We start from the raw sequence: 20,502 nt of genomic DNA, 5'->3' as shown, positions 1-20,502 counted from the left end.
CACACGGAACCGGAGCGGCCGGCGACGTGACCGACGCGTCGTCCGCGGTGGCCGGCGATGTCCGTGGCCCCGCCTAGGATCGACGTATGCCGACCGCGAGCCCGTCGAAGACCGACGACTTCGTCCACCTGCACGTCCACACCGAGTACTCGATGCTCGACGGCGCGGCGCGGATCGGGGACCTGTTCGACGAGGTCGACCGGCTCGGCCAGAAGGCCGTCGCGACCACGGACCACGGGTACGTGTTCGGCGCGTTCGAGTTCTGGTCGAAGGCGCAGGCGAAGGGCATCAAGCCGATCATCGGCGTCGAGGCGTACGTCACGCCGGGCACGAGCCGGTTCGACCAGACGCGCGTGCGGTTCGGCGAGAAGGGCCAGGAGGCGGACGACGTCTCGGCGCGCGGTGCGTACACGCACATGACGCTGCTGGCGAAGGACAACGAGGGCCTGCACAACCTGTTCCGGGCGTCGTCGCTCGCGTCGCTCGACGGGCAGATGGGCAAGTGGCCCCGCATGGACCGCGACCTGCTCCAGCGCTACGGCAAGGGGCTGATCGCGACGAGCGGGTGCCCGTCGGGGGAGATCCAGACGCGCCTGCGCCTGGGCCAGTGGGACGAGGCCGTGCGGACGGCGGGCGAGCTGCAGGACATCTTCGGCAAGGACGGGTTCTTCGTCGAGCTCATGGACCACGGCCTGGAGATCGAGACGCGCGTCGTCAAGGACCTCCTGCGGCTCGCGGAGACGATCGGCGCGAAGGTCGTCGCGACGAACGACCTGCACTACGTGCGCGAGGACGACGCCTCGAGCCAGGAGGCGCTGCTCGCGATCAACTCGGGCTCGACGCTCGACGACCCGGACCGGTTCAAGTTCGACGGCACCGGCTACTACGTGAAGTCCGCGGCGGAGATGCGCCGTGTGTTCGCGGAGCTGCCCGAGGCGTGCGACAACACCCTGCTCATCGCCGAGCAGTGCGAGGTGTCGTTCAACACCAAGGCCAACTACATGCCCCGGTACCCCGTACCGGAGGGCGAGGACGAGACGAGCTGGTTCGTCAAGGAGATCGAGCGCGGCCTGCACCGGCGCTACCCGGGCGGCATCCCGGACGCGTCGCGCAAGCAGGCCGAGTACGAGACCGAGGTCATCGTCCAGATGGCTTCCCGGGGTACTTCCTCGTGGTCGCCGACTTCATCAACTGGGCGAAGGAGCAGGGCATCCGCGTCGGCCCGGGCCGTGGTTCCGCGGCGGGGTCGATGGCGTCGTACCTCATGGGGATCACCGAGCTGGACCCGCTCAAGCACGGCCTGATCTTCGAGCGCTTCCTCAACCCCGAGCGCGTGTCCATGCCCGACGTCGACGTCGACTTCGACGAGCGTCGGCGCGGCGAGGTCATTCGCTACGTCACCGACAAGTACGGCGACGACCGCGTGGCGCAGATCGTCACGTACGGCACGATCAAGGCCAAGCAGGCGCTCAAGGACTCGTCCCGGCTGCTCGGCTTCCCGTTCGCGATGGGCGAGAAGCTCACCAAGGCGATGCCGCCCGCCGTCATGGGCAAGGACATCCCGCTGTCGGGCATCTTCGACCCGAAGCACGAGCGGTACGCGGAGGCCGGGGAGTTCCGCCAGCTGCACGACACGGACCCGGAGGCGCAGCGCGTCGTCGAGCTGGCGCGGGGCATCGAGGGGCTGAAGCGCCAGTGGGGCGTGCACGCCGCGGGCGTCATCATGTCGAGCGAGCCCCTCATCGACATCATTCCGATCATGCGGCGCCTGCAGGACGGCGCGGTCATCACGCAGTTCGACTACCCGACGTCCGAGGGCCTCGGCCTGATCAAGATGGACTTCCTCGGGCTGCGCAACCTCACGATCCTCGAGGACGCGCTCGAGAACATCGTGATGAACGGCAAGGACCCGATCGCGATCGAGACGCTCGAGCTGGAGGACCGGGCGGCCTACGAGCTGCTCGCGCGCGGCGACACGCTGGGCGTGTTCCAGCTCGACGGCGGGCCGATGCGTGCGCTGCTGCGCCAGATGCGCCCGGACAACTTCGAGGACATCTCCGCCGTCATCGCCCTGTACCGGCCGGGGCCGATGGGCATGAACTCGCACACGAACTACGCGCTGCGCAAGAACGGGCTGCAGAAGATCGAGCCCATCCACCCCGAGCTCGCGGAGCCGCTCGCCGAGGTCCTCGACGAGACGTACGGCCTCATCGTGTACCAGGAGCAGGTGCAGAAGGCCGCCCAGGTGCTGGCGGGATACTCGCTCGGTCAGGCCGACCTGCTGCGCCGCGCGATGGGCAAGAAGAAGAAGGAGATCCTCGACAAGGAGTTCGTGCCCTTCCACGCGGGCATGAAGGAGCGCGGCTACTCCGACGGCGCGATCCAGGCCGTCTGGGACGTGCTCGTCCCGTTCGCCGGCTACGCGTTCAACAAGGCGCACTCCGCGGGCTACGGCCTGGTGTCGTACTGGACGGCGTTCCTCAAGGCCAACTACCCCACGGAGTACATGGCCGCGCTGCTCACGAGCGTGCGGGACGACAAGGACAAGTCGGCGCTGTACCTCAACGAGTGCCGGCGCATGCACATCACGGTGCTGCCGCCGGACGTCAACTCGTCGGCGGCCAACTTCACGGCCGTCGGCGACGACATCCGCTTCGGCCTGACCGCCGTGCGCAACGTCGGCCGCAACGTCGTCGACGCGATCGTCGCGACGCGCGAGGAGAAGGGCGCGTTCACGTCCTTCACGGACTTCCTCGACAAGGTGCCGGCGGTCGTGTGCAACAAGCGCACCATCGAGTCGCTCATCAAGGCGGGCGCGTTCGACTCGCTCGGCCACGGGCGCCGGGCGCTGCTCGTGGTCCACGAGCAGGCCGTGGACTCGGTGATCAGCGTCAAGCGCAAGGAGGCCGAGGGCCAGTTCGACCTGTTCGCCGACTTCGGGGCGCAGGACGACCCGGCGATGTCGTTCAGCGTCGACGTCCCCGACCTGCCCGACTGGGACAAGAAGCAGCGGCTCGCGTTCGAGCGCGAGATGCTCGGGCTCTACGTCTCCGACCACCCGCTGTCGGGCCTCGAGCACGTGCTCACGCGCGCCGCCGACACGGGCATCGCCGCGCTCATCGCGGACGAGGGGCGGCCGGACGGGTCGACGGTCACCGTCGCGGGCCTCGTCACGTCGCTGCAGCGCAAGATGAGCAAGAACGGCAACCCGTGGGCGGCCGTGACCATCGAGGACCTCGAGGGCGCGGTCGAGGTGATGTTCTTCGGTGAGACCTACCTCGCGTACTCGACGATCCTCGCCGAGGACCAGGTGGTCGTGCTCCGCGGACGGGTGCGGCGCCGGGACGACGCGATACAGCTGCAGGCGATGGAGGTGTCGCTGCCCGACGTGTCGGTCGGTCCCGAGTCGCCGATGGCGGTCAAGGTGCCGCACACGCGCTGCGTCGAGCCGGTCATCGCGCGCCTGCGCGAGGTGCTGGCCACCCACCCGGGCTCGGCCGAGGTCCACGTCCAGGTGCTCGAGCCGGGCAAGACGACGGTCGTGCGGGCGGGCGACGCGCTGCGCGTGGAGAAGTCGCCGGCGCTCTTCGGCGACCTCAAGGCGCTCCTGGGCCCGTCGTGCCTCGTGTGACCCGGCGCGTCCGCCCCCCGGAGAGCCCGCACCTAGACTCGGCGGCGTGATCCGACTCAACCCCGAGCAGCGCGTCTTCGTCACCGAACGGCACCTCGCCACCCTCACCACGCTGCGCGCCGACGGGACGCCGCACGTCGTGCCGGTCGCGTTCACGTGGGACCCGGACGCCGGCGTCGTGCGCATCACGTGCAACCGCTCGTCGGTCAAGGCGCGCAACGCGCGCCGGCGCGGTCCGGACGGCACGCCGCCGCGCGCGGCCGTGTGCCAGGTGGACGGCGGCCGGTGGATGACGCTCGAGGGGACCGTCGAGGTCGTCGAGGACGAGGCCGAGGTCGCCGACGCGGTCGCCCGGTACGCGCGGCGCTACCGGCAGCTGTCGCCCAACCCCGAGCGCGTCGTGCTGCGCCTCACGCCCGACAAGGTGATGTCCTCGACGTACATGGCGGGCTGACGCCGGCGCGGCCGACCCGGCCGGAGCCGGCGGCCCCGGCCCGCGGTCACGCGACGGTCGCGCCCTGCGGCCCCTGCGGGTGGGAGACCGTCACCGTGTCGCCGCGGTGCAGCTGGCGACCGCGGCGCGAGTCGACCTCGCCGTTGACGCGGACCTCGCCGTCGGCGACGAGCTCGCGCGCCTGCGCGCCGGACTCCGCGAGCCCGGCGAGCTTGAGGAACTGGCCGAGCCGGATGACGTCGTCGGCGATCTCGACCGGTGGGTGGGCGGCGTCGTCCGCGGTCTGCTCCATGGGGCCATGGTCGCACCTTCCGGACGTCCGCCCCGCGCGCGGGCGGACCCTCCTAGACTCGGACGCATGATCACCCGCATCGACCTCCGCGGCCGGACCCTGAGCGCTCGCGAGCTCGTCGACACCCTGCCGCGCGCCGAGGTCGGCGTCGAGGACGCCGCCGAGCAGGTGGCGCCGATCCTCGCGGCGGTGCGCGAGCGCGGCGCCGGCGCGCTGCGCGAGTACGCCGAGCGCTTCGACGGGGTGCGCCCCGAGCACCTGCGCGTGCCGGCGCAGGCGCTCGAGACCGCACTGGCGGATCTCGACCCGGTGGTGCGGGCCGGGCTCGAGGAGGCGATCCGGCGCGTGCGGCTCGTCCACGCGGCCCAGCGCCCCCAGGACTTCACCGTGCAGGTGGCGCCCGGGGCGCAGGTGCGCCAGCGCTGGGTACCCGTGGGGCGCGTGGGGCTGTACGTGCCGGGTGGTCTCGCCGTGTACCCCTCCTCGGTCGTCATGAACGTCGTCGCGGCGCAGGAGGCGGGCGTGCCGAGCCTCGCGGTGGCCTCCCCGCCGCAGCGCGACGGCGACGGGCTGCCGCACCCCACCATCCTCGCGGCGTGCGCCCTGCTCGGCGTCGACGAGGTCTACGCCGTCGGTGGCGCGCAGGCGGTGGGGATGTTCGCCTACGGCGCGACGGGCACCGAGCCGCAGGACGGCGACGTGCTGTGCGAGCCCGTCGACGTCGTGACCGGGCCCGGGAACGTGTTCGTCGCCGCGGCGAAGCGTCTGGTGCGCGGCGTCGTGGGCATCGACGCCGAGGCCGGGCCCACGGAGATCGCGATCCTCGCCGACGCGTCCGCCGACGCCGGCCACGTCGCCGCGGACCTCATCAGCCAGGCCGAGCACGACCCGCTCGCCGCCGCGGTCCTCGTGACGCCCTCCGTCGAGCTCGCCGCCGCGGTCGAGGCCCGGCTCGTGGACCTCGTCCCCGTGACGAAGCACGCCCAGCGCGTCGCCCAGTCCCTCGGCGGGCCGCAGTCCGCCGTCGTGCTCGTGGACGACGTCGAGCACGGTCTCGCGGTCGTCGACGCCTACGGCGCCGAGCACCTGGAGATCCAGGCGGCCGGCGCCTCGGCGCTCGCGGACCGCGTGCGCAGCGCGGGTGCGGTCTTCGTCGGCCCGTGGTCGCCGGTGTCGCTGGGCGACTACATGGCGGGCTCGAACCACGTCCTGCCCACGGGCGGCTGTGCACACTTCGCGAGCGGGCTCGGTGTGCACAGCTTCGTCAAGGCGGTGCAGGTGATCGAGTACGACCGCGACGCCCTCGAAGAGCTGGCGGACCGCATCGTCGCCGTCGCGAACGACGAGGACCTGCCGGCGCACGGCGAGGCCGTGCGCGCGCGGTTCCTCTGAACGGCCCGACGTGCCGAGCAGCGCCGCCGTCCGCCGGGCGGGCCCGGACGACGCGCCGGGGCTCGTCGCGCTGCGCGTCGAGCTCATGCGGGCGATGGGTGAGGACGGCGCCGACGCGCCCGAGTGGCAGGACCGCGCCCTCGCGTGGTTCCGCGCGGCGCTCGCCGGCGGCGACGCGGCCGCGTTCGTCGTGGACGGCGACGACGGGGTCGTCGCCGGCGCCCTCGGGACGCTGCACCGCGGCGCCCCCTCGGCGCGGAACCCGCGTGGCCTGACGGCGCACGTGACCAACGTGTGCACGCTGCCGGGAGCGCGCGGGCAGGGGCTGGCGCGCGCGTGCGTCGAGGCCGCGATCGGCTGGTCGCGGGCGGCAGGTGTCGACTCGGTGGCGCTGCACACGACGCCCGACGGGGAGGGGCTCTACCGCTCGCTCGGGTTCACCGACACCACCTACACGGAGCTGCGCCTGCGCTGGTGAGGCGCCACGGTCGTCACGCGGTCGCTGCGGCGGGGCTCGCCGCTCAGCGCACCCCGAGGACGAACGGGTGGACGGCCTCGGCACCGGCCCGGCGCAGGAGGCGCGCCGCGACGGTGAGCGTCCAGCCGGACTCGGTCCAGTCGTCGACGAGGAGGACGCGCCGCCCGGGGAGCCCCGCGAGCGCGGCGGGCGACAGCTCGAGCTGCAGGCGCTGCGCGACGCCCGCGAGCCGCGTGGCGGAGTTGACGTCGTGGCGGCCCGGCTCCTCCCGGCCTGCGACGGGACCGATCGCCCCGATGAGCGGTCGCCCGAGGTAGGCGGCCAGTCCCGTCGCCAGGTGGTGCGTCAGGCGCGGACGCGTGGTCGAGCGCACGGCGACGACGCCGTCGAGGAGGGTGCTGCGCTCCGCCGGGGCGTCGGTCTCCCCGTCGTCGGCACCGTCGTTCGGCGCTGCTCGGGGGGCGTACAGCTCGTCCCACTCGTCGAGCACGCGCGCCGCGGCACGGCGCAGCGGGACCGGCGTCTCGCCGTCGGGCGCGCCGGGCGCGAACAGCTCGCGCAGCGGTGCGGACCAGCCGAGCCCGTCGAGGCGTGCGACGGCGCGGCCCGGCTCGGCCTGCTCCTCGGCGGGGATCCGCCCGCGCACGTCCAGGCCGAGGCGGTCCATCCCGCTCGGCCACTGCCGGCGCGCCACGAGCTCGACGCCCGGCCGGTCCATGTCGGCGCGGGCGGCGGCGACGGCCTCGGCGTCGGGCACGGCGGGCAGCGTCACGCCGCCGCAGCGGTCGCACCGGCCGCACTCCCAGCCGGGCTCGAGCTCCGGGTCGTCGAGGGCGGCGCGCAGGAAGGCCATGCGGCACCCGGTCGTGGCCTGGTAGTCGAGCATCGCGCGCTGCTCGGCCTCGCGGGTCTGGTCGACGCGCGCGTACCGCTCGGCGTCGTACTCCCACGGTCGTCCCGTCGCCTCCCAGCCGCCCTTGACCCGCCGCACCGCGCCGTCGACGTCGAGCACCTTGAGCATGCCCTCGAGGCGTGAGCGCTTGAGGTCCACCTGCGTCTCGAGCTGCGCCACGGACTGGGTGCCGCCCTGCTCGAGCGCCCCCAGGGTCGCGCGGACCTGGGCCTGGGCCGGGAACGCGGTGGAGGCGAACCACTCCCAGATCCGCCGGTCCTCCTCGCCGGGCAGGAGCACCACGACGGCGGAGTCGACGCCGCGACCCGCGCGCCGACCTGCTGGTAGTACGCGATCGGCGAGCTCGGCGCGCCCAGGTGCACGACGAACGCGAGGTCGGGCTTGTCGAAGCCCATGCCGAGCGCCGAGGTCGCGACGAGCGCCTTGACCCGGTTCTCCTTGAGGTCCCCCTCGAGCCGCTCTCGCTCGGCGGGATCGGTCTGGCCGGTGTACGACGCCACGGCGAGCCCGGCCGCGCGCAGCTGGCTCGCGACCTGCTCGGCCGCCGACACCGTGAGGCAGTAGACGATGCCCGAGCCGTCGACGTCCTGCAGCGCCTCCGTGAGCCACGCGACGCGCGAGGGCTGGTCGGGCAGCGGCAGGACGGCGAGGTGGAGCGACTCCCGGTCGAGCCCGCCGCGCAGCACGAGGACCTCGTCGGGCGCGCCGCCCGTCCCCGTCGCGGCCTCGGCCCGCACGCCGAGCTGCTCCGCGACGTCCGCGGTCACGCGCGCGTTCGCGGTCGCGGTCGTCGCGAGGACCGGGATCCCGGCGGGGAGGTCGGCCAGGAGCGTGCGGATGCGCCGGTAGTCGGGCCGGAAGTCGTGGCCCCAGTCGGAGATGCAGTGCGCCTCGTCGACCACGACGAGCCCCGCGTCGGCGGCGAGCCGCGGCAGGACCTCGTCGCGGAACCCCGGGTTGTTGAGCCGCTCGGGCGAGCACAGCAGGACGTCGACGTCGCCGGCGGCGATCGCGGCGTGCACGTCCTCCCACTCGGTGACGTTCGCCGAGTTGATCGTCACCGCACGGATCCCGGCGCGCGCGGCGGCGCCGATCTGGTCGCGCATGAGTGCGAGCAGCGGGGAGACGATGACCGTGGGACCGGCGCCACGGTCGCGCAGCAGCCGCGTCGCGACGAAGTAGACCGCCGACTTGCCCCACCCTGTGCGCTGCACGACGAGCGCGCGCCGACGGAACGCCACGAGGGCCTCGATCGCGCGCCACTGGTCGTCGCGCAGGCGGGCGTCCTCGCGGCCGACGAGCGCGCGCAGCGCGGTCTCGGCGTCCTCGCGCAGCGACTCGCCGTCGAGCAGACCACGCAGCATGGCCAGCTTGGCCCGCTTCACCGGATCGCCGTCCGCCGCCGGGGCGGGTGCGGAGGGCTGCGCGACGGCCTGCGGGGGCGTGCCGTGCGGCGGGGCGGGTTCCGCCGCGCCGGGGCCCGTCCCCCCGGGTCCCGACGTGCCGGACCCGGACGGCTCCCACGGGTCGCCGTACGGGTCGTCGAGCGGCGGCTCGTCGGCGGGGTCGAAGGGCAGGTCGGCGTACGGGTCCCAGGAGCTCACCCGCACGATCGTAGGCGCACCCGCCCCCGGTGCGGCAGGCCGTCCCCAGGCCGTCCCCAGGCCCGCCGTCGGGCGCGCGGGGGGCGTGGGGAGGGCCGCCCCGGTGGACCACCCGCTCACGGTCGCGCGGCGCGGGAGCGTCGCCGTTCGACGAGGAGTGCGAGCACGCCCGCCACGACCACGACCCACTCGGCGACGGCGGCGAGGACCTGCTGCGTCCCACCGACCGTCTCGCGCACGCCGAAGAACCCGACGGTCGTCGAGACGTAGAAGGCCGCCAGCGTGAGGGCACCGAACCCGACCGCTCCCAGGAGGGGGAGCCAGTGGCGCCACGTGAGCACGAGGACCCCGAGGACGAGGCCCGACACCGCGTTGAGGAGGAACAGCGGCCCCACGACGACGATGTCGCGGTAGCCCTCGAGGTAGAGGACGAGGTGGACGTCCGCCGACAGCAGCAGACCGGCGGCGGTCAGACCGCGCAGCACCCACGCGCCCCGTGCGTGCGCCGGGCGCGGGGGCGGACCGGGTGGGTCGAAGGTCGTCATCGCGGCTCCCTCCGGGAGACGACGAGCGCGCGCCGACGGACGGGCCGGTGCCACGGCGCCCGAGCGCGGGCGCTGCGTCCCGGGTGCGCGGCGCGCCCCGGTGCTTCAATTGAAGCGCCGCCCGCGCCGTCGTGCGCGGTGGGCGGACGACGGACCGGTGCGCGCCGGGACGTCCCGGGAGGACGGAGGCCGGACATGGAGGCACAGCGCCAGGGCGGCTCCGCGCCGTCCGCGCCCACCCGCAGGGCCGTGCTCGCCGGCTCCGGTGCCGGTGCGGCGCTCGCGGTCCTCGCCGCGTGCGGCGGCAGCCCGCCGTCAGGCACCGCCACGGGTGGCGCGACCGGCAGCGGCTCCGCCGGCGACGGTGCCGTGGCCGCCGGCGAGGTGCTCGCGCGGGCCGACGACGTCCCCGTCGGCGGCGCGGTGGGCGTCACCGTCGACGGCAGCCAGCTCCTCGTCACCCAGCCCGAGGAGGGCACGTTCGCGGCGTTCAGCGCGGTCTGCACCCACCAGGGGTGCACCGTCGCCCCGGGGGAGGGCGAGCTGGTGTGCCCGTGCCACGCCTCGCGGTACGACCTCGCGACCGGCGCCGTCCTCACGGGTCCGGCGCCCTCACCGCTCCCCGAGGTCGCGGTGACGGTCGAGTCCGGGCAGGTCGTCTCCGCCTGACCCCGTGCCCGCGTGCCGGACGTCACGCCGGCCGCCGCCGCGAGCGTTCGTAGACTGTCGTGGTGACCCCACCCCCCGTCGCCGACGCGCCCGGCTGCCGCTGCGCCCCGAGCTCGCCGGCACCGAGCCGTACGGCGCGCCGCAGCTCGACGTGCCCGTGCTGCTCAACGTGAACGAGAACCCGTACGCGCCGGGCACGGCCGTCGTCGCGACGATCGCCGACGCCGTCCGCGCCGCGGCCTCGGGGCTCAACCGGTACCCGGACCGTGACTTCCTCGGCCTGCGGTCGGACCTCGCGGCGTACCTCGGCACGGAGTCCGGGGTGCGTCTCGACGCCGCGCAGCTGTGGGCGGCGAACGGCTCGAACGAGGTCATGCTGCACGTCCTGCAGGCCTTCGGCGGTCCGGGACGCACGGCCGTGTCGTTCGCGCCGACCTACTCGATGTACCCGGAGTACGCGCGCGACACGCACACGCGCTGGGTCGTGGGGCGGCGCGCCGAGGACTTCACGCTCGACCCCGACCATGCGCGTGAGGTCATCGCCCGCGAGCAGCCGTCGGTGGTCCTGCTCGCGAGCCCGAACAACCCCACCGGCACGGCGCTGCCGGCGGCGACCGTCGCGGCGGTGTGCGAGGCCGCGCTCGAGGTCGCGGTGCCGACCGGTCCCGGCGGCGAGCCCGCCCCGGCCGTCGTCGTGGTCGACGAGGCGTACGGCGAGTTCCGTCGCGCCGGGACGCCGTCCGCGCTCGGGATGCTCGCGCGCTACCCGAACCTGGCGGTCGCGCGCACGATGTCCAAGGCGTTCGCGCTCGCCGGCGCCCGCGTGGGCTACCTCGCGGCGTCGCGCGCGTTCGTCGACGCGCTGCGCGTCGTGCGGCTGCCGTACCACCTGTCGGCCGTGACCCAGGCGGTCGCACGGGCCGCGCTGTCCCACGCCGACGAGCTGCTCGCGCAGGTCGAGGAGCTGCGGGCCGAGCGCGACGCGACGGTGGCCTGGCTGCGGTCGCTGCGCCACGCCGACGGCCGCCCGCTCGAGGTCGCGGAGTCCGACGCCAACTTCGTGCTCTTCGGCGAGTTCACGGACCGGCACGCGGTCTGGGCGGGCCTGTTGGAGCGGGGCGTGCTCATCCGGGAGACTGGGCCGGACGGATGGCTGCGGGTGTCGATCGGCACCCGCGACGAGATGAGGGCGTTCCGCGACGCCCTCGTGGAGGTGGCAGGACTGTGAAGCGCACCGCGCGCATCGAGCGCGCGACGTCCGAGTCGAGCGTCGTGGTCGAGCTGGACCTCGACGGCACCGGCCGGACCGAGATCTCGACGACGGTCCCGTTCTACGACCACATGCTCACCGCACTGGGCAAGCACTCGCTGATCGACCTGACGGTCGAGGCGAGCGGCGACACGCACGTCGACGCGCACCACACCGTCGAGGACGTCGCGATCGCGATCGGCGAGGCGCTGCGCGTCGCGCTCGGCGACAAGCGGGGCATCTCCCGGTTCGGCGACGCGACGGTGCCGCTCGACGAGGCGCTCGCGCTCGCGGTCGTCGACGTGTCGGGCGCCCGTACCTCGTGCACTCGGGGGAGCCGGCCGGGCAGGAGCACCACCTCATCGGCGGGCACTTCACGGGTTCGCTCACGCGCCACGTGCTCGAGTCGATCGCCCACCACGCGGGCATCTGCCTGCACGTGCGGGTGCTCGCGGGCCGCGACCCGCACCACGTCGTCGAGGCGCAGTTCAAGGCGCTCGCCCGTGCCCTGCGCGCCGCGGTCGCGCCCGACCCGCGCGTCGAGGGCATCCCGTCGACCAAGGGAGCACTGTGACCCAGGACCCGAACACCCCCGCACCCGGCGACGACGTCCCCGGACCTGCCGGCGGCACGCACGGCGTCGACGGGCTCGACGGGATCGAGATCCCCGACGACCTGTCCTCGCTGACCGATGCGTCGCCCCCGGAGCTCGTCGCGCTGGTGACGCAGATCGCCGGCGCCGAGCCGCTCGCGGCGGCGTGCTCGCTGGCGCAGGTCGAGGCCGACGTCGTCGCGACCGACGTGGGCGCCGTAGCCGTCCTCCGCGACGCGTCGGGCGACGCGCCCGCGCAGGCGGCCGCTGCGCTGACGACACTCGTCAAGGGCGTGCCGCTGATCCTCGTGGAGCGACGCGGCGAGCAGCTCGGCATGACGCGGTGGAGCGACGGCGCCGCCGGGGACGTGCTCGCGCCCGGCCTCGTCCTCGGCGGGGCGCCCGAGGCCCTGGAGGACCTCCTGACGGGGGCCACCACCCTGGCCGACCTCGACGGCGTCGTGGCCAGCACGTCCATCTCCCGGTGGAAGGCGATGCGCCTGCTCACCGCGGCCGGCCGACGGGCGCGCAAGCAGTGAGCGCGGTGAACAGCGACGCCGCCACCCCGGCGCCCGACGACACCGACGGCTCGGGCCCGGCCCTGCGCCGCCCGCACGTGGTCGTGCTCGACTACGGCTTCGGCAACGTCCGCTCCGCCGTCCGCGCCCTCGAGCGCGTCGGGGCGGACGTCGAGCTGACCGCCGACCGCGCCCGTGCGCAGGACGCCGACGGCCTCGTCGTCCCGGGCGTCGGCGCGTTCGCCGCCGTCATGGAGGGACTGCGCTCCGTGCGCGGCCACGAGGTCGTCGGGCGCCGCCTCGCCGGCGGGCGCCCGGTGCTCGGGATCTGCGTCGGGATGCAGGTGATGTTCGAGCAGGGCGACGAGCACGGCACGGTCGCCGAGGGCCTGGGGGAGTGGCCGGGGCTGGTCGACCGGCTCGAGGCCGAGATCGTCCCGCACATGGGCTGGGACACGGTCGAGGCCCCCGAGGGCAGCGTGCTGTTCCGGGGGATCGAGGACGAGCGCTTCTACTTCGTGCACTCCTACGCCGCCCGCCGCTTCACGCTCGGCGACGACCTGCCCGCGGACTCGCCCGTCCGCCGCCCCCTCGTCACGTGGTCGGACCACGGCGGCCGCTTCGTCGCCGCCGTCGAGAACGGGCCGCTGTCGGCCACGCAGTTCCACCCGGAGAAGTCCGGGGACGCGGGCGCGACCCTGCTCGAGAACTGGGTCCGCTCGCTCTGAGCCCTGCCCCCGGCGCGAGGCGCCGCGGGCGGCCCTCCCCACGCACACCACCCGGCGCGGAGGTCCCGCGCCACGACCGATGGAGAACCTCGTGACCGACCGCCTCGTGCTGCTCCCCGCCGTCGACGTCGCCGACGGCCAGGCCGTCCGCCTCGTCCAGGGCGAGGCCGGCTCGGAGACCTCGTACGGCGACCCGCTCGCCGCCGCGCTCGACTGGCAGTCCGGGGGCGCCGAGTGGATCCACCTCGTCGACCTCGACGCGGCCTTCGGACGCGGGTCGAACGCGGAGCTGCTGGCGGACGTCGTGGGCCGGCTCGACGTGCAGGTGGAGCTGTCCGGCGGGATCCGCGACGACGCCTCGCTCGAGCGCGCGCTCGCGACGGGCGCGCGGCGGATCAACCTCGGGACCGCCGCGCTGGAGGACCCGCAGTGGACGGCCAAGGTCATCGCCGAGCACGGCGACCAGGTCGCCGTCGGGCTGGACGTGCGCGGCACGACGCTCGCCGCCCGCGGGTGGACGCAGGAGGGCGGCGACCTGTGGGAGGTGCTCGACCGGCTGGAGTCCGCGGGCTGCGCCCGCTACGTCGTCACCGACGTGACGAAGGACGGGACGCTGCGCGGCCCGAACCTCGACCTGTTGCGCGAGGTCGCGTCCCGCACGGACGCCCCGGTCGTGGCCTCGGGCGGGATCTCGAGCCTCGCCGACCTCGAGGCGCTGCGCGGCCTGGTCCCGGCGGGCGTGGAGGGCGCGATCGTGGGCAAGGCGCTCTACGCGGGGGCGTTCACGCTGCCGCAGGCGCTCGACGTCGCGGGTCGCGCGTGACGGCGGGCGACGACGTCGCCGCCGGGGCCGGGAAGGCGCTGCCGCCCTCGTCCGGCTTCGCGGGCGACGACGGGTCGGCCGACCCGTCGCTCGCCGCGGCGCTGGCCGAGCACGAGGCCGGGCGCGCGCCGCTCGCCGACGTCGTGGAACGGCTCGCGCACAGCCGGGTGCTCGTGCCGGTCCTCGCCGAGCTCGGGCGCGCGGAGCAGGGCGAGCACGGGCACGCCGTCGACAAGGAGGCCTCGGCCGGTGTCGTCGCGCTCGAGGCGCCGGACGGCCGGCGGGCCCTGCCCGTGTTCACCTCCGTCGCCGCGATGGCGGCGTGGCGGCCGGACGCCCGCCCGGTGCCGGTCGACGCCCGCCGTGCCGGGTTGTCCGCCGTGAGCGAGGACTGGTCGCTGCTCGTCGTCGACCCTGCGGGGCCCGTGACCGCGCTCGTGCCGCGGCCGGCCGTCTGGGCGCTCGCGCAGGGCAAGCCGTGGCGCCCCGCCGTCGTCGACGGCGCGGTCGACGCCGAGGTGCGGGCCGCGGTCGAGGCCGCGGTCGGTGGCCTGCCCCACGTCGCGCGCGCGTGGGCCGAACCCGGCCGGCGGGCCGAGGTCGCCGTCGTGCTCCGCATCGACGCCGGGCTCGACCGTGCGGGGCTCGACGCGGTGCTCGCGCGGGTCAACGCCGCGCTCGCGGCCGACGAGGTCGTCTCCGAGCGCGTGGACGGTCTCGAGCTGCGGGTGGGCCGGGCGGACTGACCCAGAGGGCTCAGCGGCGCAGCCGGCCCACCGCCCACGCGAGCGCGCACGCCACCGCGACGACCGCTCCCAGCGCCTGACCGCCGAGGATCACGCGGTTCACGTCGATCGCGGGCTGCCAGCGCACGCCCGCGTCGTCGACGACGAAGACGCCCTTGGCGTTGACCCGGACGCCGAAGCCTCCGCCCCCGCCCGAGCCCTCGCCGCCGGCGTCCCCGCCGGGCCCGTCCTCGGAGGTGCTCGCGGCCCCGGCCTCGTCCTCGCGCGCCGGCGCGCCGCGAGTGCCACCGGCCGCTCGACGTCGCTGCGCGGAGCTGTTGCCCGAGAGCTCGCCGGAGCCGGAGCCCCAGCCGGAGCCCGTGCCGCCCCAGACCGTGGCGACCGGGATGACGAGCGTCCCGTCCCGCTCGTACGACTCGCCGAAGACCCGCCGCACGCTCAGCGTGTCACGGGCGGCGTGGGTGATGTGCGCCGGGTCGACGGCGGGCGCGTCGCCGGGGCTCGCGTGGTGTGCCATGCGCACCGAGCGTAGACCTGGGCGCGCCGGCCGGGGAAGGTCCCTGAGCCGCCGGCGCGGCTCACCGCTCGCACCCGCCGGTCACCCGTCGCAGGCGGGGACGGGCGTGAACGACGCCTCGTCGGCGAGGAGGTCGCGCAGGGTGCTCACCGGGACGAGCAGGCTCTTGTCCGTCGAGGTCTTCGCGTAGACCACCCCGATCACCCGCCCCGCGTCGTCGAGCGCCGCGGAGCCCGAGCTCCCCGGCTCGACGGGGGCGTCCGTCACCAGGACCTCGCCGAGGTTCTCGTGCAGCGGGTCCGTGGTCGTGCCGATGACCGAGCCCTGCGTCACCGTGAGCCGCCCGCCCTCGGGGTAGCCGACCACCGTCACCGGGTCGCCGGGCGCGGGGTCCTCCTCGGCGAGCGTCGGCGTGGACGGCAGGTCCTGCGCGGTGCGCACGACGGCGAGATCCGCCAGGTCGGCGGTGCTCGCGGTCTGCGCCGCGACGTCGCGGCCGTCGTACGTCAGCAGCTGCAGGGACCGCGACGAGTCGACCACGTGCTTGTTGGTGACGATCGTGCGCGCGTCCAGCGCGAAGCCCGAGCCCGTGGACAGCCCCTCGCAGCCGACGTTGCGGATGCGCACCGCCATCCGGCTCACGGCGTCCGAGCCGTCGGGGGAGAGGTTCTCCGAGCCCGCGGGCTCGTCGGGTGCCGCGAACGACGGGACGACCGAGTCGGGGACCGGCGGGGGCATCTCGGGCAGGACGCCGCAGCCGGACGCGAGCGACGCGACGACGGCGGCCGCCACCAGCGCGGAGCGCGCCGCCTGGGGCCGCGCCCGGCCCGGTGCCGCCCGCCGGGCGGTCGACGCGCGCGGCGTCATCCGGCGAGCTCCTGCTGGAGCTGGGCGTTGGCGTCCGTCGCAGCCTGGCACAGCTCGTCGACCTGGCCGGAGAAGCGCTCGAGGTCCGCCGGGTCGTACGCGTCGCGGTCGCCCAGGTAGCCGATCAGCTGCGACTGCGCCGTCGTGCACCGACCGAGCGCCGCGGCGACGGTCCCGGCCGCCTCGGACACGCGGCTCTGGTAGTCGAGGTACTGCTGCGAGGCCTCGTTCTCGTCGCCGAGCTGCGCCTTCTCGTTCGCGAGGTCCGTGATCCGCTGCTGCGCGGTCTCGAGCTGCCCCCGGGCCGCCTCGAGCTCCGCGTTGGCGCCGTCGAGCTCCGCCTGCAGGCGGGCGACGTCCTCGCCGAGGCCGCGCGACGTCGACTCCCACCCGTCGCTGGACTCCTGCCAGCGCGCGGTGGTGACCCACAGGTAGGCGCCGACCCCGAGCGCGGCCGCGAGCAGGACGGCCAGCACCACGACCGCGACCACGAGGCCGCGTCGGCGGCCTCTCGCGGCACCGGGCGCCGTGCGACCCGCCGGCGCGACGTCGCCGGCGCCGACGGCGAGGCGGCGACGTCGCCGCCCGCGGGGCGCTCGTCGGGCGCGGGCGCGGCGGGACGGCGCCGCGCGGGACGCTCTCGGGAACCGGCGGGACGCTCAACTGACGGCGCCCGTGTACTTCTCCCCGGGCCCCTCGCCGGGAGCGTCCGGGTACACCGAGGCCTCGCGGAACGCGAGCTGCAGCGACCGCAGGCCGTCGCGCAGCGAGCGGGCGTGCTGGTTGCCGATGTCCGGCGCGCTCGCCGTCACGAGAGCCGCGAGCGCGTTGATGAGCTTGCGGGCCTCGTCGAGGTCGAGGTGGCCCTGCGCCTCGGCGTCCTCCGCCAGACCGCACTTGACGGCCGCCGCGCTCATGAGGTGCACCGCGGCGGAGGTGATGACCTCGACGGCGGCGACGTCCGCGATGTCGCGCACGGCGCCCGCGGTCTCGTCCCGGGCGGGGACGTTCTCGGTAGTCATGCGCACCATCTTTCCATCCGGCGGGCCGCCTCGGCACCGCCCTGCGACGGCCACCGCGGCGGACGGCGACGGCCGCCACCCGGGAGCGGGTGGCGGCGTCGGTCGTCGTGCGTCAGGCCCGGACGGGCTCGCTCGCCGTCGCCGGCTGCCCGGTCTCGACCGGGGCGTCCTCGGCCTCGAGCGCGACGCGCAGGGCGGCGCCGAGGTCGGCGTCGACGTTCGTCCAGTACTGGATCGCGCGCTCCCGGATCTCGGCGCTCTTCACGCCGCCGACGTGGCCGGTGATCGTCTCGAGGAAGCGGGCGCGGGCAGGGCCGTCGAAGACTCCCGGTAGAGCGTGCCCGCCTGGCCGAAGTCGTCGTCCTCCGCGTGCAGGGTCGCGGCCGAGCGGGTGAGCTCGCCGTCGGCCTCCCAGCCCGTGGACTCCGCCGCGCGCGCCGGGTCGGCGTGCGCCCCGCCGGCGCTGTTGGGCGCGTACACGGGGGTGGTGGCCGACGAGAAGGAGTAGCGCATCGCACCGTCCTTGGCGTACGAGTGCCCGCCCTCGGCCGCACCGCGCGGCGCGTTGACCGGCAGCTGGGCGTGGTTGGTGCCCACGCGGTACCGGTGGGCGTCCGCGTAGGAGAAGATGCGCGCGAGGAGCATCTTGTCGGGGCTCGCCGCGATGCCGGGCACGAAGTTGCTCGGCGCGAACGTCGCCTGCTCGATCTCGGCGAAGTAGTTCTCCGGGTTGCGGTTGAGCTCCATGACGCCGACCTCGATCAGCGGGTAGTCGCCGTGCGGCCACACCTTGGTGAGGTCGAACGGGTTGAACCGGTACGTCTTGGCGTCCTCGTACGGCATGACCTGCACCGAGAGCGTCCAGCGCGGGAAGTCGCCGGCCTCGATGTGCTCGTACAGGTCGCGGATGTGGTGGTCGGAGTCCGACCCGGCGAGCTGCGACGCCTCCTCGTTCGACAGGTTGTCGATGCCCTGCTGGGTCGTGAAGTGGTACTTGACCCAGAAGCGCTCGCCGGCGGCGTTGATCCACTGGTACGTGTGCGAGCCGAAGCCGTCCATGTGGCGCCACGACGACGGCAGGCCGCGGTCGCCCATGAGCCACGTGACCTGGTGCGCCGACTCGGGGGACAGCGACCAGAAGTCCCACTGCATGTCGTTGTCGCGCAGGTTCGAGCCCGGCAGGCGCTTCTGCGAGCGGATGAAGTCGGGGAACTTGATGCCGTCGCGCAGGAAGAACACCGGGGTGTTGTTGCCGACGAGGTCGTAGTTGCCCTCGCTCGTGTAGAACTTCAGCGCGAAGCCGCGCGGGTCGCGCCACGTGTCGGGGGAGCCCTGCTCGCCCGCGACCGACGAGAAGCGGGCGAGCATCTCGGTGGCGGTCCCGGGCTGGAAGACCGCCGCGCGCGTGTAGGCGCTGACGTCGTTCGTCACGGTGAAGGTGCCGAACGCCCCGCCACCCTTGGCGTGCACGACGCGCTCGGGGACGCGCTCGCGGTTGAACTGGGCGAGCTTCTCGACGAGGTAGTGGTCGTGCAGGACGATCGGCCCGTCGGCGCCGACGGACTGCGAGTGCGCGTCCGACGCGACCGGCACGCCGGCGTGGTCGTGGTGAACGGTGCGGTCATGGTGCTCCTAACCATCGGGCCCGGGGCGGCTGCCGGACGGGCCGTATCGGATCTGCGTGAGGAAACGGGCGGCGCGCGGTCGTGCGGCGCCGGGTCGGGGGCGAGGCGGGTCAGTCCGCGCAGTCGGGGCACAGGCCCCAGAACGTCACCTCGGCGGTGTCGACGCGGAACCCCGACGTGCTGCTCGGGACGAGGCAGGGCGCGTGCCCGACGGCGCAGTCGACGTCGGCGACGGCGCCGCAGCGGCGGCATACGACGTGGTGGTGGTTGTCCCCGAGGCGCCGCTCGTACCGCGCGGGGTGCCCGGCCGGCTCGATCCGGCGCAGCAGGCCGTGGTCCGTCAGCGTGTGCAGGACGTCGTAGACGCCTGGACCGACACCGACCCGAGCGCCGCGCGCACGGACCGCAGGACCGCGTCGGCGTCGGCGTGCTGGCGCGTGCCCACCGCGTCGAGCACCGCGAGGCGCGCGGCGGTGACGCGCAGGCCGCGCTCGCGCAGCTCGGCCTCGTGCTGCGCCCGGTCGGAGGGCTCGTGCGCGCCCGAGGGGGCCGCGGGAGCGCCGGGTGCGGTCGTCATGGCGCCCACCCTACTGCTTGTCTGGAACAGTTCCAATGATGGACAGGGTCCAGAGCGTGTCCGTGGGGCGGGCCGGGCGACCCGCGCGCGCCATGCCGCGCTACGCGTGGGCACCCGGCGCCGTCTCTGGTAACCTTGATGGCTGACCGGCCCGCGCGAGACGCCCGGCGGTCCGGCACCACCCTCATGGCGGTGGTGCCGGGACCGGGAAGAACGCGCGGGTGCGCAAGTGGATCCCATCCCACCCGGGTCTCGACCGTCGACGCACGTCGCGACAGAGGCCGGGTCTGGTCCGGACGTCGAGCCCGTGGCTCGTCGTCCAGGCACGGTCGTCGTCGCACGCGGCGACGACCGACCCGATGGCCTCCACCCTGCGCTCAGGGTCGGGGGCCTTCCTCGTCCCTGGGGTCTACCGACGACTTCCTAGGAGCATCACATCAGCGAGCCTCGCATCAACGATCGGATCCGCGTCCCCGAGGTCCGACTCATCGGTCCCGGCGGGGAGCAGGTCGGCGTCGTCCGCACCGAGGTTGCCCTGAGCCTTGCCCAGGACGCCGACCTCGACCTGGTCGAGGTCGCCCCGGACGCACGCCCGCCCGTCGCCAAGCTCATGGACTTCGGCAAGTTCAAGTACGAGTCCGACATGAAGGCGCGCGAGGCGCGGCGCAACCAGGCGAACACGGTCCTCAAGGAGATCCGTTTCCGCCTGAAGATCGACCCGCACGACTACGGCACCAAGAAGGGCCACGTCGAGCGCTTCCTCGCGGCGGGCGACAAGGTCAAGGTCATGATCATGTTCCGCGGCCGCGAGCAGTCGCGCCCGGAGATGGGTGTGCGTCTGCTCCAGCGCCTGGCCGAGGACGTTGCCGAGCTCGGGTTCGTCGAGTCGATGCCCAAGCAGGACGGGCGCAACATGACGATGGTGCTCGGCCCGGTGAAGAAGAAGGCCGACGCCAAGAGCGAGCAGCGCAAGCGCGCGCAGGAGGCCGAGCCGCGTCTGACGAAGTCCGCGCAGCGCGCGGCCGCCGCCAGGGCGGCCGACGAGCCGGCGGACGACGCGACCGACGCGGACGCGGCCACCGAGGCCCTGCCGACCGACACCACGGCGAGCGAGAGCACGGCGACCGAGACCGCCAAGACCGCGACGACCGAGACCGCGACCGAGACCGCGACGGCGAGAACGCCGAGAGCGGACCACGGCGAGCGAGGCCGAGCGGGCGAGACCCGGCGACCGGCAGCGCGGCCGCGCGCCGCGTCCGC

Annotated in this window: 16 protein-coding genes and 5 pseudogenes; 12 read left to right on the top strand and 9 right to left on the bottom strand. The window is 74.7% G+C overall.

Annotated elements, in window-relative coordinates:
* The first annotated feature begins 86 nt into the window (after positions 1-86).
* Together dnaE and BJF88_RS12150 are read left to right on the top strand one after the other, a co-directional pair.
* Positions 87-3,631: pseudogene (gene dnaE, locus BJF88_RS12155) on the top strand (DNA polymerase III subunit alpha).
* Between the two features lie 46 nt (positions 3,632-3,677).
* Positions 3,678-4,085, top strand: a complete 408-nt coding sequence (locus BJF88_RS12150) for a pyridoxamine 5'-phosphate oxidase family protein (RefSeq protein ID WP_075828992.1) — start codon at positions 3,678-3,680, stop codon at positions 4,083-4,085.
* A gap of 46 nt (positions 4,086-4,131) precedes the next feature.
* On the opposite strand, the gene BJF88_RS12145 is transcribed toward BJF88_RS12150, so the two are convergent.
* Positions 4,132-4,377 carry an RNA-binding S4 domain-containing protein gene (locus BJF88_RS12145; RefSeq protein ID WP_075828991.1) on the bottom strand — a complete coding sequence of 82 codons (246 nt, stop codon included), beginning with the start codon at positions 4,375-4,377 and terminating at the stop codon, positions 4,132-4,134.
* Between the two features lie 66 nt (positions 4,378-4,443).
* Between BJF88_RS12145 and hisD the strand changes: the two genes are divergently transcribed.
* Both hisD and BJF88_RS12135 read left to right on the top strand, forming a co-directional pair.
* Positions 4,444-5,769: a histidinol dehydrogenase gene (gene hisD, locus BJF88_RS12140; protein WP_075828990.1), complete on the top strand. Its 1,326-nt coding sequence runs from the start codon at positions 4,444-4,446 to the stop codon at positions 5,767-5,769.
* Positions 5,770-5,779: 10 nt separating this feature from the next.
* Positions 5,780-6,247 carry a GNAT family N-acetyltransferase gene (locus BJF88_RS12135; protein ID WP_075828989.1) on the top strand — a complete coding sequence of 156 codons (468 nt, stop codon included), beginning with the start codon at positions 5,780-5,782 and terminating at the stop codon, positions 6,245-6,247.
* A 43-nt stretch (positions 6,248-6,290) separates the two neighbouring features.
* Here the strand turns inward: BJF88_RS12135 and BJF88_RS12130 are convergent.
* A pseudogene (locus BJF88_RS12130) lies at positions 6,291-8,524 on the bottom strand (RecQ family ATP-dependent DNA helicase).
* A gap of 356 nt (positions 8,525-8,880) precedes the next feature.
* Positions 8,881-9,309 carry a hypothetical protein gene (locus BJF88_RS12125; RefSeq protein WP_075828988.1) on the bottom strand — a complete coding sequence of 143 codons (429 nt, stop codon included), beginning with the start codon at positions 9,307-9,309 and terminating at the stop codon, positions 8,881-8,883.
* Between the two features lie 195 nt (positions 9,310-9,504).
* On the opposite strand from BJF88_RS12125, the gene BJF88_RS12120 reads away from it, so the two are divergent.
* The 7 genes and pseudogenes from BJF88_RS12120 to BJF88_RS12090 all read left to right on the top strand — a co-directional run bounded on the left by BJF88_RS12120 (position 9,505) and on the right by BJF88_RS12090 (position 14,634).
* Positions 9,505-9,978 carry a Rieske (2Fe-2S) protein gene (locus tag BJF88_RS12120; RefSeq protein ID WP_075828987.1) on the top strand — a complete coding sequence of 158 codons (474 nt, stop codon included), beginning with the start codon at positions 9,505-9,507 and terminating at the stop codon, positions 9,976-9,978.
* Between the two features lie 94 nt (positions 9,979-10,072).
* Complete coding sequence (locus BJF88_RS12115; protein WP_075829004.1) at positions 10,073-11,206, top strand: histidinol-phosphate transaminase; 1,134 nt, start codon at positions 10,073-10,075, stop codon at positions 11,204-11,206.
* Positions 11,128-11,801: pseudogene (gene hisB, locus BJF88_RS12110) on the top strand (imidazoleglycerol-phosphate dehydratase HisB). The gene BJF88_RS12115 and the pseudogene hisB overlap by 79 nt, the downstream one beginning before the upstream one ends.
* Positions 11,798-12,358, top strand: coding sequence for a hypothetical protein (locus tag BJF88_RS12105; RefSeq protein ID WP_255371990.1), 561 nt, complete (start codon positions 11,798-11,800; stop codon positions 12,356-12,358). Before hisB ends, BJF88_RS12105 begins: the two are co-directional and overlap by 4 nt.
* Before the next feature lie 62 nt (positions 12,359-12,420).
* Entirely contained in the window at positions 12,421-13,065 is a 645-nt protein-coding gene (gene hisH, locus BJF88_RS12100) for an imidazole glycerol phosphate synthase subunit HisH (RefSeq protein ID WP_075829002.1), read from the top strand.
* A 91-nt stretch (positions 13,066-13,156) separates the two neighbouring features.
* Positions 13,157-13,888 carry a bifunctional 1-(5-phosphoribosyl)-5-((5-phosphoribosylamino)methylideneamino)imidazole-4-carboxamide isomerase/phosphoribosylanthranilate isomerase PriA gene (gene priA / locus BJF88_RS12095; protein WP_075829001.1) on the top strand — a complete coding sequence of 244 codons (732 nt, stop codon included), beginning with the start codon at positions 13,157-13,159 and terminating at the stop codon, positions 13,886-13,888.
* Positions 13,885-14,634, top strand: a complete 750-nt coding sequence (locus BJF88_RS12090; protein WP_075828986.1) for an SseB family protein — start codon at positions 13,885-13,887, stop codon at positions 14,632-14,634. The genes priA and BJF88_RS12090 overlap by 4 nt, the downstream gene beginning before the upstream one ends.
* Positions 14,635-14,644: 10 nt before the next feature.
* Here BJF88_RS12090 and BJF88_RS19645 read toward each other — a convergent pair whose 3' ends face one another.
* The 6 genes and pseudogenes from BJF88_RS19645 to BJF88_RS12060 form a co-directional block, all read right to left on the bottom strand.
* The gene (locus tag BJF88_RS19645; protein ID WP_075828985.1) at positions 14,645-15,151 is read right to left on the bottom strand and encodes a hypothetical protein; all 507 of its coding nucleotides are present in this window, start codon (positions 15,149-15,151) and stop codon (positions 14,645-14,647) included.
* Between the two features lie 81 nt (positions 15,152-15,232).
* Entirely contained in the window at positions 15,233-16,018 is a 786-nt protein-coding gene (locus BJF88_RS12080; RefSeq protein ID WP_075828984.1) for a S1C family serine protease, read from the bottom strand.
* Positions 16,015-16,497 carry a COG2 family protein gene (locus tag BJF88_RS19135; protein ID WP_255371989.1) on the bottom strand — a complete coding sequence of 161 codons (483 nt, stop codon included), beginning with the start codon at positions 16,495-16,497 and terminating at the stop codon, positions 16,015-16,017. The genes BJF88_RS12080 and BJF88_RS19135 overlap by 4 nt, the downstream gene beginning before the upstream one ends.
* A 180-nt stretch (positions 16,498-16,677) precedes the next feature.
* A complete protein-coding gene (locus tag BJF88_RS12070) occupies positions 16,678-17,040 on the bottom strand; it encodes a DUF1844 domain-containing protein (RefSeq protein WP_075829000.1) in 363 nt (120 codons plus the stop codon).
* Positions 17,041-17,152: 112 nt separating this feature from the next.
* A pseudogene (locus BJF88_RS12065) lies at positions 17,153-18,665 on the bottom strand (catalase).
* A gap of 110 nt (positions 18,666-18,775) precedes the next feature.
* Positions 18,776-19,242: pseudogene (locus BJF88_RS12060) on the bottom strand (Fur family transcriptional regulator).
* A 436-nt stretch (positions 19,243-19,678) separates the two neighbouring features.
* Between BJF88_RS12060 and infC the strand changes: the two are divergent.
* Positions 19,679-20,502, top strand: an 824-nt coding sequence (gene infC / locus BJF88_RS12055) for a translation initiation factor IF-3 (protein WP_255371991.1), incomplete at its 3' end; no start/stop codon positions are given.

Source organism: Cellulosimicrobium sp. CUA-896, from assembly GCF_001942335.1.
GTDB lineage: Bacteria > Actinomycetota > Actinomycetes > Actinomycetales > Cellulomonadaceae > Cellulosimicrobium.
This window is presented reverse-complemented; position numbering and strand designations above follow the sequence as displayed.

Bases quoted from the DNA above. Each gene is read 5' to 3' on its own strand.
- BJF88_RS12145 (WP_075828991.1), bottom strand. From the start codon at position 4,377: ATGGAGCAGACCGCGGACGACGCCGCCCACCCACCGGTCGAGATCGCC.
- hisD (WP_075828990.1), top strand. From the start codon at position 4,444: ATGATCACCCGCATCGACCTCCGCGGCCGGACCCTGAGCGCTCGCGAG.
- BJF88_RS12125 (WP_075828988.1), bottom strand. From the start codon at position 9,309: ATGACGACCTTCGACCCACCCGGTCCGCCCCCGCGCCCGGCGCACGCA.
- BJF88_RS12120 (WP_075828987.1), top strand. From the start codon at position 9,505: ATGGAGGCACAGCGCCAGGGCGGCTCCGCGCCGTCCGCGCCCACCCGC.
- BJF88_RS19645 (WP_075828985.1), bottom strand. From the start codon at position 15,151: ATGGCACACCACGCGAGCCCCGGCGACGCGCCCGCCGTCGACCCGGCG.
- BJF88_RS12080 (WP_075828984.1), bottom strand. From the start codon at position 16,018: ATGACGCCGCGCGCGTCGACCGCCCGGCGGGCGGCACCGGGCCGGGCG.
- BJF88_RS12070 (WP_075829000.1), bottom strand. From the start codon at position 17,040: ATGACTACCGAGAACGTCCCCGCCCGGGACGAGACCGCGGGCGCCGTG.